The sequence below is a fragment of the Mesorhizobium sp. LMG 17147 genome, assembly GCF_024297145.1.
GTDB lineage: Bacteria > Pseudomonadota > Alphaproteobacteria > Rhizobiales > Rhizobiaceae > Mesorhizobium.
Window position 1 is genome coordinate 146,185 of sequence record NZ_JANCTC010000004.1, and the last position, 12,026, is coordinate 158,210.

8 protein-coding genes and 1 pseudogene are annotated in these 12,026 nt (G+C 62.0%); 4 read left to right on the forward strand and 5 right to left on the reverse strand.

Going from position 1 to position 12,026, the window contains the following annotated elements:
• The first annotated feature begins 103 nt into the window (after positions 1 to 103).
• Positions 104 to 1,894 carry an aspartate--tRNA ligase gene (gene aspS / locus NMG46_RS10130; protein ID WP_254817727.1) on the forward strand — a complete coding sequence of 597 codons (1,791 nt, stop codon included), beginning with the start codon at positions 104 to 106 and terminating at the stop codon, positions 1,892 to 1,894.
• A gap of 76 nt (positions 1,895 to 1,970) precedes the next feature.
• Here aspS and NMG46_RS10135 read toward each other — a convergent pair whose 3' ends face one another.
• Positions 1,971 to 3,164, reverse strand: a complete 1,194-nt coding sequence (locus NMG46_RS10135) for a hypothetical protein (protein WP_254817526.1) — start codon at positions 3,162 to 3,164, stop codon at positions 1,971 to 1,973.
• 369 nt (positions 3,165 to 3,533) lie between these two features.
• On the opposite strand from NMG46_RS10135, the gene parC reads away from it, so the two are divergent.
• Positions 3,534 to 5,786, forward strand: coding sequence for a DNA topoisomerase IV subunit A (gene parC, locus NMG46_RS10140; RefSeq protein ID WP_254817527.1), 2,253 nt, complete (start codon positions 3,534 to 3,536; stop codon positions 5,784 to 5,786).
• Between the two features lie 280 nt (positions 5,787 to 6,066).
• Positions 6,067 to 7,287: an AI-2E family transporter gene (locus NMG46_RS10145; protein ID WP_254817528.1), complete on the forward strand. Its 1,221-nt coding sequence runs from the start codon at positions 6,067 to 6,069 to the stop codon at positions 7,285 to 7,287.
• Here NMG46_RS10145 and NMG46_RS10150 read toward each other — a convergent pair.
• The 3 genes and pseudogenes from NMG46_RS10150 to NMG46_RS10160 all read right to left on the reverse strand — a co-directional run bounded on the left by NMG46_RS10150 (position 7,275) and on the right by NMG46_RS10160 (position 9,652).
• A pseudogene (locus NMG46_RS10150) lies at positions 7,275 to 8,170 on the reverse strand (DMT family transporter). The gene NMG46_RS10145 and the pseudogene NMG46_RS10150 overlap by 13 nt on opposite strands.
• A gap of 121 nt (positions 8,171 to 8,291) precedes the next feature.
• Positions 8,292 to 9,056 (reverse strand): arginyltransferase, encoded by a 765-nt coding sequence (locus tag NMG46_RS10155; protein WP_023717252.1) that lies wholly within the window; start codon positions 9,054 to 9,056, stop codon positions 8,292 to 8,294.
• A 125-nt stretch (positions 9,057 to 9,181) separates the two neighbouring features.
• Entirely contained in the window at positions 9,182 to 9,652 is a 471-nt protein-coding gene (locus NMG46_RS10160; RefSeq protein WP_254817529.1) for an RDD family protein, read from the reverse strand.
• Between the two features lie 211 nt (positions 9,653 to 9,863).
• Here NMG46_RS10160 and sthA point away from each other — a divergent pair, with 211 nt between their 5' ends.
• Positions 9,864 to 11,252, forward strand: coding sequence for a Si-specific NAD(P)(+) transhydrogenase (sthA, locus tag NMG46_RS10165; RefSeq protein ID WP_254817530.1), 1,389 nt, complete (start codon positions 9,864 to 9,866; stop codon positions 11,250 to 11,252).
• A 9-nt stretch (positions 11,253 to 11,261) separates the two neighbouring features.
• Here sthA and NMG46_RS10170 read toward each other — a convergent pair whose 3' ends face one another.
• Positions 11,262 to 11,936: an alpha/beta hydrolase gene (locus NMG46_RS10170; protein ID WP_254817531.1), complete on the reverse strand. Its 675-nt coding sequence runs from the start codon at positions 11,934 to 11,936 to the stop codon at positions 11,262 to 11,264.
• Positions 11,937 to 12,026: the final 90 nt, after the last annotated feature.

Below are 12,026 nucleotides of genomic sequence, written 5' to 3' on the forward strand. Positions count from 1 at the left end.
CTTGCCTTGACAAATGCACCCTCTCATGTGCTTTTCGCGCAAATTTTCAGGCTGGGCCATCATGCCTCGGCCGTAACCCAACATCCGGACTTTAAGAATGACAATGCATCGTTACCGCAGCCATACCTGTGCCCAGTTGAGGAAGGTCGATGTCGGCTCGACCGTTCGCCTGTCGGGTTGGGTGCATCGCGTGCGCGACCATGGCGGACTGCTGTTCATCGATTTGCGCGACCATTACGGTCTGACCCAGATCGTTGCCGATCCGGATTCGCCTGCCTTCAAGATCGCCGAGACCTTGCGTGGCGAATGGGTCGTCCGCGTCGACGGCGAGGTCAAGGCGCGCCTCGCCGACACCGTGAACCCCAATTTGCCGACCGGCGAGATCGAGATTTTCGCGCGCGAGATCGAAGTGCTGTCGGCGGCCAGGGAATTGCCGTTGCCGGTGTTCGGCGAGCCGGACTATCCGGAGGACATCCGCCTCAAATACCGCTTCCTCGACCTGCGCCGCGACACGCTGCACAAGAACATCGTGGCGCGGACGAAAATCATCGCCGAGATGCGCAAGCTGATGGGCGAGGTCGGCTTCACCGAATTCTCGACGCCAATCCTGACCGCCTCATCGCCGGAAGGCGCGCGCGACTTCCTGGTGCCGTCGCGCATCCACCCCGGCACTTTCTATGCGCTGCCACAGGCACCACAGCAGTACAAGCAGCTGATCATGGTGTCCGGCTTCGACCGCTACTTCCAGATTGCGCCGTGCTTCCGCGACGAGGACCCGCGCGCCGACCGTCTGCCGGGTGAATTCTACCAGCTCGACATGGAGATGAGCTTCGTCGAGCAGGAGGATGTGTTTACCACCATGGAGCCGGTGATGCGGGGGGTGTTCGAGACCTTTGCCGCCGGCAAGCCGGTGACGCAGAAGTTTCCGCGCATCGCCTATGATGTCGCCATGCGCAGATACGGCACCGACAAGCCGGACCTGCGCAACCCGATCGAGATGCAGGCCGTCTCGGATCATTTTCGCGAATCCGGCTTCAAGGTATTCGCCAACATCCTTGCCAACGATCCGAAGGCCGAGGTCTGGGCCATTCCGGCCAAGACCGGCGGGTCTCGCGCCTTTTGCGACCGCATGAACTCATGGGCGCAAGGCGAGGGCCAGCCCGGCCTCGGCTACATCTTCTGGCGCAAGGAGGGCGAGAAGCTCGAAGGCGCCGGGCCGCTGGCCAAGAACATCGGCGAGGAGCGCACCGAGGCGATCCGCCTGCAACTCGGCCTTGCCGATGGCGATGCCGCTTTCTTCGTCGCCGGCGACCCGAAGAAATTCGTCTCCTTCGCGGGTGCGGCGCGCAGCCGCGCCGGCGAGGAGCTCAATCTTGTCGACCGTGATCGCTTCGAACTGTGCTGGATCGTCGACTTCCCGTTCTTCGAATGGAACGAGGAGGAGAAGAAGATCGACTTCGCGCACAATCCGTTCTCGATGCCGCAAGGTGGCATCGATGCGCTTAACGGCGAGGATCTGCTCGGCATCAAGGCGTTCCAGTACGACATGGTCTGTAATGGTTTCGAGATCGCCTCAGGCGGCATCCGCAACCATCTGCCCGAAACCATGGTCAAGGCGTTCGAGACGGTCGGGCTGGACCGCGAGACGGTCGAGGAGCGCTTCGGTGGCCTCTACCGCGCCTTCCAGTATGGCGCGCCGCCGCATGGCGGCATGGCGGCCGGCATCGACCGCGTCGTCATGCTTCTTGTCGGCGCCAGGAACCTGCGCGAAGTGACGATGTTCCCGATGAACCAGCAGGCCTATGACCTGTTGATGAACGCGCCGTCGGAGGCCAGCCCGCAGCAGCTTCGCGAATTGTCGCTGCGCGTCGTGGCGACGAAGAAAGAGCTTTAGGAAACGCTCCGAACCGATGCTGTTGATCCATAAAAAAGCCCGGCATCGCTGCCGGGCTTTTGCTTTGGGATCTCGGTCAGTCTTCGTTTGCCGTAACCGTCACGCCAAGCGTTTTCGGCAGGTCGAGCGGGTTGGACATGGCGCCCGCCATGATCAGCGCGAACGGCACCGCCGCCGGCGGCTCGGCCGAGACCTCGATGCTTTGCGGATCGTCGAGGAACTTATTGACCGCAGCCGACACCTGCGCCGTCAGTTCCGGATTGTTGAGCTGCGCCATGCCGAAGGGCACGATCGCCTTGGCCTGGTTGGCAATGTCCTTGCCGGACATGCCTTGCTGCTTGCCGGCATAATCGAGCACCTTTTTGGTCAGCGAATCGTCGTCGAAGCGGATCGAGGCGCTGTTGAACGAAAGCTGCTGCAGCAGCCCGAGCATGGCCATGCCTTGCGCCGAATTGTCGGCGCCTTCGGGCTGCGCCGCCATCTTCTTCTGCATCTCCTGCAGTGATTTGATGACGTCCAGCGTGTAGCCGCCGAGATCGAAGGTCATGCCGAGCGTGCCGGCATTGTCGACCGATATTTCGTATTTCGACAGGTCCATCCTGCCGTCGGTAGGCTGCCAGGTGCCTTCCATCTCCAGATTGCCTGTTATGTTCTGGTAGCCGAGCGCGTTGATGACTTCCTTGGACTTCGGATCTTCGACCAGTGTCAGGTCGGCAGTGAATTTTTCCGTGGTGCCGGAAAACGCCATGGCCTTGCCGTCGGCCGGCGGCGTGATTGCGATGGCAAGCCCGTCCATCGAGAACGCAGTCTTGTCAGCCACTTTGACTGTCATGTTGTCGAGCTCGGCCGATTTGTACATCATCAGCGAGCCCAGCGGACCGGTTGCGCCTTCGGCCGGAACCGTCATGTCGTGGATGACGAAAGGGCTGAGATTGAGCGTGACGCCATCTTCGCTGTGCTCGAATGGCGACGTCGATACGGTCGCGATTTGATAGCCGCCATTGGCTTCGGTCACGCCTTCAAGCTTGACGTCGCCGATCTTGAGCGCCTCCTTTTCGGCCGCAGGTTTGACCGCTACGCCTTGCAGAACCATGCTGGAGGTGTCGCCGGTTACTCCGGTCCAGGAGAGGTCGACACCTTGGGCGGCGAGGGCAGCCTTCAGCCGGTCGGCGACCGCGGTATCCTGGGCGAATGCCGCATTCAGCGGCAGCGCCAGCAAAAAGGTCGAAAAAGCCAGTCTTTTAATAAGTGTCGAGTGTCTGATCGTCATCGAGAGCTCCCCTGAGAGTGTCTTGAAATTCTTTTCAAATCGTCGCGTCGTCACCATTCGGCGACGAACTGGACCGGAAAAAGGCGGGCCTCGGCACAATGATGGAAAATCGCGGCCAAAGGCAAACCCGATCCATCAGGCTTGCGATAGAAGCAGGATGTAACGGGTTGATGTTGGCCGGCGTCGCGACGCTTCCAATTCCTGTTGCATAATGGACGTCGCGCAAAGTGTGCTGCGGTTTTGCGATGACGACATGCATCAAAACAAGGACCTAAAGCGTCGCATGAGGCCGGTCGAACGCGACGCACTTTAGGAGGAGGCATACCGGTGCCTCTTGCCGCGAATCACCCGCTCGGCTAGTGGCAGCCCATGGGAAAAAGGCTTTTGCCGCCCGAGAGTGGCGGCGGCGACAATATCGAGCCGGTCGATCTGAAGAAGGCGCTAGAAGAGCGCTATCTCGCCTACGCGCTGTCGACCATCATGCATCGGGCGCTGCCGGACGTGCGCGACGGATTGAAGCCGGTGCATCGTCGCATCATGCATGCCATGCGCTTGTTGCGGCTCAACCCCGACCAGGGTTTTGCCAAATGCGCCCGCATCGTCGGCGAGGTGATGGGCAAATTCCATCCGCATGGCGACCAGTCGATCTACGACGCGTTGGTGCGGTTGGCCCAGGATTTTTCCATGCGCTACCCGCTGGTCGACGGGCAGGGTAATTTTGGCAATATCGACGGCGATAACGCCGCCGCCATGCGCTACACCGAAGCGCGCATGACCGAAGTGTCGACGCTGCTTTTGGAAGGCATCACCGAGGACGCGGTCGATTTCCGCCCGACCTACAACGAGGAAGACGAGGAGCCGGCGGTGCTGCCCGGCGCCTTCCCGAATCTGCTCGCCAACGGCTCGTCCGGCATTGCCGTCGGTATGGCGACCTCGATTCCGCCGCACAATGCGGCCGAGCTTTGCGACGCCGCGCTTCACCTGATCGATCATCCGGATGCGCCCGTCACCAAGCTGATGGACTTCGTCCAGGGGCCGGATTTCCCGACCGGCGGCATCATCGTCGACAGCCGAGCCTCGATCCTCGAAGCCTACGAAACGGGTCGCGGCGGCTTTCGCGTCAGGGCGAAATGGAGCCAGGAGGATCAGGGCAGGGGCACCTGGAACATTGTCGTCACCGAAATTCCCTATGGCGTCCAGAAGGCCAGGCTGATCGAAAAGATTGCCGAGCTCTTGATGGCACGCAAGCTGCCGCTGCTCGAGGATATCCGCGACGAGAGCGCCGAGGACATCCGCGTCGTGCTGGTGCCGAAGAGCCGCTCGGTCGATCCCGGCATCATGATGGAATCGCTGTTCAAGCTGACCGAGCTCGAAAGCCGCTTTCCGCTCAACATGAACGTGTTGTCGCGCGGCAAGGTGCCGAACGTGCTGTCGCTGAAAGGTGTGCTCAAGGAATGGCTGGAGCACCGCCGCGACGTCTTGATCCGCCGCTCCAAGCACCGCCTCGGCGAGATCGAGAGGCGGCTGGAGATCCTCGCCGGCTATTTGATTGCCTACCTCAACATCGACGAGGTGATCAGGATCATCCGCGAGGAGGACGAGCCCAAGCAAGTGATGATGGCTCGCTGGTCACTCACCGACACCCAGGCTGAAGCCATCCTCAACATGCGGCTGAGGGCGCTGCGCAAGCTCGAGGAATTCGAAATCCGCGAGGAATTCAATGGCCTGACCGGCGAGAAGAAGCAGATCGAGGCACTGCTTGCGTCCGACGCCAAGCAGTGGGCGACGATCAAGTGGGAAGTCGCCAATGTTCGCCAGAAATACGGGCCCGAGACCGACATCGGCAAACGCCGCACCGAGTTCGCCGACGCACCCGAGCATGACCTGACCGATATCGCCCACGCCATGATCGAGCGCGAGCCGGTCACCGTGGTCGTTTCGGAAAAGGGCTGGCTGAGGGCAATGAAAGGCCATCTGACCGACCACTCGGCCTTGACCTTCAAGGAAGGCGACAGCCTCAAGCTCGCCTTCCACGCCCAGACCACCGACAAGGTGCTGGTCTTCACCACCGGCGGCAAGTTCTACACGATCGGCGCCGACCGGCTGCCCGGCGGGCGTGGCCATGGCGAGCCGATCCGCATTATCGTCGACATGGACAACGACCAGGATATCGTCACCGCCTTCGTCCACGATCCCAAGCGCAAGCTGCTGCTGGTGTCGCATGACGGCAACGGTTTCATCGTGCCGGAAGAAGAAGTCGTCGCCAACACCCGCAAGGGCAAGCAGGTGATGAACGTCAAGGCGCCTGACGAGGCCCAGCGCTGCGTGAGCGTCGCCGGCGACCATCTCGCCATCGTCGGCGAGAACCGCAAGATGCTGGTGTTCCCGCTGGCCGAGATCCCGGAGATGGGGCGCGGCAAGGGCGTGCGCCTGCAGAAGTACAAGGACGGCGGCGTCCTCGACCTCAAGACCTTCACGCTCGCAAGCGGCCTGTCCTGGCAGGATTCGGCAGACCGCACCTTTACCAAATCGCGTGACGAGCTTGCCGAATGGATTGGCGCCCGCGCCTCGGCCGGCCGCATAGTGCCGAAGGGGTTCCCGCGCACGGGGAAGTTTGGGTGAAGCGGTATCTCCCCCCTTGAGGGGGAGATGTCGCCGAAGGCGACAGAGGGGGTCGGAACGTCCAGACACGACCCTTATCGCAGACGGAGGAGACTGGCGCCTCACGTATCGCAGACAGAGGAGGCTGGCGTCTCACGCTCGGCGACCCCCTCTGGCCTGCCGGCCATCTCCTCCTCAAGGGGGGAGATTAGCAGCTTCACCCAAACATTTGGAATGTCGTCACGATTGCTGCACTATATCAGTGCATAAGCGACGCTATGGGCCAGGGAGAATTGGGCGCTTGAAGGAAGTCAGGATACAGAAGCCGGAGCGGCAGCAGCGCCTGTTTGGCCTGTCGACGCCGCTCAGGGCCGCTGTCATTCCGCCGCTGTCGGCGGCGCGCTGGCTCCTGGTGCTGATCGTTGCCGCTGGCGTTTACTTCTTCCACGGCTTCCTGTTTCCGGTCCTTGCCGCCCTGGTGATCGCCTTCGCCAGCTGGCCGCTCTACCGACGGCTGCTCGCCGGCGTCGGCGGCAACCGCACGATCGCGGCGACGCTTGCGATCTTGTTCATCCTAACCTTCCTGGTGGTGCCGATCGCGCTTGCCGGCACCTACGCCATCAATGAGGTGCGCGAATGGGTCAACTGGTCGATCGAGACCAACCGCTACGGTGCGCCGACGCCGCACTGGATCGCCACCATGCCGGTGGTGGGCGAATGGCTCAATGAACAATGGACGGTTAACGTTGGCCACCCTGGCGGTATCGGCGAACTGATCCAGCTGATCAGCGGCGCCAATATCGGCAGCATCTACCGCGGCGTGCTTGCCGCGGGCGGCAGCGCCTTCGGCCTTTTGCTGACGCTGCTGTTCATGATGATCGCGCTGTTCTTCGCCTATCGCGACGGCGAGCATTTCGCCGGACAGGTCGATCGCCTCGGCGAACGCATCCTGCCGGCCAGATGGGAACGGATCTCACGCGTGGTGCCGGCGACGATCTCCTCGACGGTGACCGGCATGACTGTTATCGCCATCGGCGAAGGGCTGGTGCTGGGTATCGCTTACTGGTTGGCCGGCGTGCCGTCGCCGGTGACGCTCGGCGCGCTGACCGGCATCATGGCGCTGATCCCCGGCGGCGCGCCCCTGTCCTTCACGCTGGTCTCGATCTATCTCGCTGCCAGCGGCTCGCCGATGGCCGGGCTGGCACTGTTCATCTGGGGCGCGGTCGAACTCTTCATCGTCGACAAGACATTGCGCCCGAAGCTGGTCGGCGGGCCGATAAAGCTGCCCTTCCTGCCAACCTTTTTCGGCCTGATCGGCGGCGTCAAGACGATGGGTTTTCTCGGACTGTTCATAGGCCCGGTGCTGATGGCCCTGCTGGTCGCAATCTGGCGCGAATGGCTGCGCGAAGTGGAACTGACCGATGAACTCGCTGCCGCCGAACCGGCGGAGCACGATGACGCGCCGCCGCAGATCGAAATTGTTGCCGAGCGCGCGGCCGCGAAAAAGAATCAGGCCGGGTGACTGACGGCGAACGTGGCGCGGCGTTTGCGCCCCTCGTGCAACTGCCAGAGCGAATGGCCGATCAAAGTCATGATTAGGATCGCGCCGCCGATCAGGCTGTTGCGCGACGGCGCTTCGGCGAAGATCATCCACACCCAGACCGGTGCCAGCACGGTTTCAAGCAGGTAGAACATCGCCACCTCCGGCCCGGAGATGTATTTCGGGCCGTTGGCGAGGCAGAAGAACGAGATCGGCATGATGACGGCACCGTTGAAAACGATCCACCATGGCGCGTTGACGTGAAAACCCACCTTGGAAACCATCAGGGCGGCGACGGCCAGCGGCAGGACCACTCCGATCAGCGCCGTGAAACCCATATCCTTGCCGCTTGCGCGCGAGATAGTAATGGCCGCTGCGATCATGAAAGCCGAGCATAGCGCCATCAGGTCGCCGAAGAGATGTCCGGTCCAACGGAATCGCCGACAATGATCGTCACGCCGACGATCATCAGTGCCAGCGCTGCAAGCGTCAGGGGCCGTGGCCTCTCCTTCAGGAACAGCCATGACAAAAGGGCCGCGAACATGGTTGTGAAGGCCAGGATGAAAACGAGGTTGGCGGTCGAGGTGTTGTAGACGCCGGTGATGAAGGCGATCGAGCCGAGCCCGTAGAGGGCGGCAACGATGAGCCCTGACCAGCCCGGGATAAGCTGCGGCGCCTTTGCGCTCAGCGAGCGCCAGACGGCCCAGATGATGAGCGTGGCGACCAAGGTCGTACCGGTGCGCAACAGCAGGATCGTCCATGCCTCGCCATCGGCGAGCCGGATCAGCGGAATGTCGACCGTCAGCGTCAGCCCGCCGATGGCGGTGATCAGAAGGCCTCTCTGGTGGTCGTTGTGGGAAGACATGCGGCAATTCTCGCGTAGGCTTGGAGGCGCAAAATTGACCCGGCCGGTTTTCCAGCCGATCGGCCGGAAGCCCAGCGGCATCCTCCTCGAAACAATTAAGAGTGAATACCGAAAGCGAAGATCAGCGCGAAACCGCTTCGTGATTGTAGCGTTCCCAACCTTTCGGGCCGAGATGCTCCTGCGGCTGGAAGCGCATCTTATAATTCATCTTGCGCGAGCCGTTGACCCAGTAACCCAGGTAGACATGGGGCAGGCCCATCGCCCTGGCGCGGGCGATGTGGTCGAGGATCATGAAGGTGCCGAGCGAGCGGTCCTCGAAGTCCGGGTTGAAGTAGGAATAGACCATCGACAGGCCATCGGCCATCTTGTCGGTGAGCGCTACGGCGATCAGCTCGCCCTGGCCCTTGCCGGTGATGAAGCTGTCGGGTCCGCGGCGACGGTATTCGATGACCTTGGTGTCGACATGGGTATCCTCGACCATCATGGCGTAGTCGAGCACGGTCATGTCGGACATGCCGCCACGGCGGTGGCGGGCGTCGAGATAGCTGCGGAACAGCGAATATTGCTCGGTGGAGGGCTCGGCGTCGTGCATGGCGCCGACCAGATCCGAATTATGCTGTATGACGCGTTTCATGTTTCGGCTGGCGGTGAATTCCTGCGCCAGGATGCGCACCGACACACAGGCGCGGCAGGTCTCGCAAGCCGGCCTGTAAGCGATGTTCTGCGACCGCCTGAATCCACCCTGCGTCAACAGATCGTTCATCTCCGGGGCCTTGTCGCCGACCAGGTGTGTGAACACCTTGCGCTCGAACTGGCCCTCGAGATAGGGACATGGCGAGGGCGCGGTCAGAAAGAACTGCGGCGACTGGGTCGGGTGCTGCGTCATCGAGCCTTGGAAACACTCCTGCGAATCGCTCTACCTTTGGCGCGGACGCCGAAAAATTCAACAGGATTGTGAAAGCCTGGTTGATTGGACGTCTTCACATTTGTGCGCAAAGGCTGCGCCCGCGCTCAGCGGCCGCTGCGGCTGACGACGGTGCCGAGCAGCAGGTCGTGCAGCGTGCGCTTGCGATCGGAAAACAGGCTCACCAGCAGGACTAGCGGCGAAAGGATGACATTGCCGGCCCAAAACAGCACCGAATGCACGACGGCGGTCAGCCCGTCGATGGGGCCGCCGTCGAGTCGGTCGAGCCGGATGCCCATTATCTTCATGCCGGTGGTGGCCTGGTCTTTACTGCCGAGCGTGTTCCAGATGTAGAGGATGGCGACGGCCGGCACGAGAATGGAAAACAGCATCCAGCCAAGGCCGAGCGTCAACAGCCCGAACAGGAACACCAGGATCGCGAATGGAATGGTGAGCAGCGCCACGATGAAATAATCGATGACGAAGGCGAGAATGCGCCGCGTGCGCACGCCCTCATAGGCGCTGATATCTTCGAGCCTGTTGGTGATGATTTCGCCGTCGAGAACGCGAGCGTTCATGTCATTTCCTCGTAATCGAACCCGGGTTAATGCACGGGGCCGCTTGTTGATGAAATGGTGAAGGTTCGCGGCGGAATCAAGATCGAGCCGTCCACCATGTAGATGGTGACGGAGCACTTGGCGCCGTCTGTGACTTGTTGAATTTGTGGCGCGGATAGCGTTAGCTTGCTGCGGCGCAACAAAAAGCGCCAAGCCGAGGGGACGGGGCGACATGGACTATGACATGCTGGTCATCGGCAGCGGCCCATCCGGGCGCCGCGCCGCGGTGCAGTCGGCCAAGCTCGGCAAGTCGGTGCTGGTGGTCGACAGAGGCCGGCGCCTCGGCGGCGTGTCGGTGCATACCGGCACCATCCCGTCGAAGACGTTGCGCGAGACGGTGCTCAACCTCTCAGGCTGGCGCGAGCGCGGCTTTTACGGTCGCGGCTACCGGGTCAAGCAGGACATTTCGGTCGGCGATCTGGTCGAGCGCCTGCATAAGACGCTCGACCATGAGGTCGAGGTACTGCAGCACCAGTTCATGCGCAACACGGTCAAGAGCGCACGTGCCGCGGCAAAATTCCTCGGCCCCAACAAGGTCAGCCTGACCACCGACACCGGCGACTACAGCGAGGTTGGCTTCGCCCATGCGCTGATCGCGGTCGGCACCCGGCCGCACCGGCCGCGCGACGTGCCGTTCGACAAGACACGGATCTTCGACAGCGACGAGATGCTGGAGCTCGACCGCCTGCCACGCACGCTGACGGTGATCGGCGCCGGCGTCATCGGCGTCGAATATGCAACGATCTTTTCGGCGCTCGACGTGCCGGTGACGCTGGTCGAGCCGCGCAATACCATGTTGGATTTCGTCGACCGCGAGATCGTCGACGACTTCATCCATCAGATGCGCGACCGCGGCATGACCATCCGATTGGGCAGTGCCGTCAAGGAGATCGCCTCGAAACCCGACTATGCTGAGGTGAAGCTGGCCGACGGCCGCACCATACGTTCCGAGATCGTGCTTTATGCCGCGGGACGCACCGGCAATGTCGGCAATTTAGGGCTCGACGCCGTCGGCATCGAGGCTGATTCGCGAGGCCGCATCAGGGTCGATCCGCAGACCTTCCAGACAAGCGCGCCCAACATCTATGCCGCCGGCGACGTCATTGGTTTTCCGAGCCTGGCCTCGACTTCGATGGAGCAGGGCAGGGTGGCCGCCTGCCATGCCTTCGGCGTGCCCTTGCCGCCGCCGCCTGAAACCTTTCCCTATGGCATATATGCCGTGCCGGAAATCTCCACAGTCGGCCAGTCCGAGGAGCAGGTGCGCGAGGGTGGTGCAGCCTATGAGGTCGGCGTGGCGCGGTTTCGCGAGACCTCGCGCGGCCACATCATGGGGGTCAATACCGGCTTCCTGAAGCTTCTGTTTTCGATCGAAACACGCCGACTGCTCGGCGCCCATATTGTCGGCGAGGGCGCGACCGAACTCATCCACATTGGCCAGGCGGTGATCAATCTCGGCGGCACCGTCGACTTCTTCGTCAACAACACCTTCAACTATCCGACGCTGGCCGAAGCCTACAAGATCGCCGGGCTGGACGCCTGGAACCGCATGGGGCGAGGCTAGCTTCGAGGCTTATCGATCTGACGCTGCAACGGCGACTGCAGGATCCGCCAGCCATCGCCTGACGATCTCGGCGTCCGGATTGCCGATTTCATGGCCGGAGGCGACGGTGTGGGCCTCGACTTTGGCGCCATGCCGGCTGAGCAGTCCGACCAGCGCGAGTGCGAAGGGCCGGTAAGTCAGGTCGTCGGCGCCGGATAAGATTACCACCCGTGCGTTGCTGAGATCCGCCGGCGGCACCTCGTCCAGAACCGGCATCGGGCGCAGCAAAGCCGCTTGGACGATGAGCCGCGGATGCAGCAGCATCACGCTTGAAACCAGGTTGGCGCCGTTGGAGTAGCCGATAAAGGAGGCTCGGGCGAGATCGAGGTCGTGGCGTTTCGCGGCCTTGGGGATGAAGTCAGCGAAAGCGTCCGCCTCTTTGCGGATGCTGTCCTGCTCGAATCGTATCGGCGAAATCCGCCTGAACCAGCGGAAACCGTCTTCCTGGGCGATCCGGCCACGCACCGCCACCAAGGTGGCGTGCGGCGAGACTTGGCGCCCCAGCGGCACCAGAGTCGTCTCGTCGACACCCGATCCATGCAGCAGAAAGAGGCACTCTCCGGTTGGTGCTGCGGGCCTGTAAACGCGGTAGAAAAATGGCAGGTCACGCCGCAAAAAGTCATCTTCCGGAGGTTTTTCGGACATAGTTGCATCCTTTTGTTTTCACGATGTTTTCGTTCATTTGCCGGCTTCAAAACGAAATATTTTCAAGCTCCGCCAAAGTTGATTGAACCG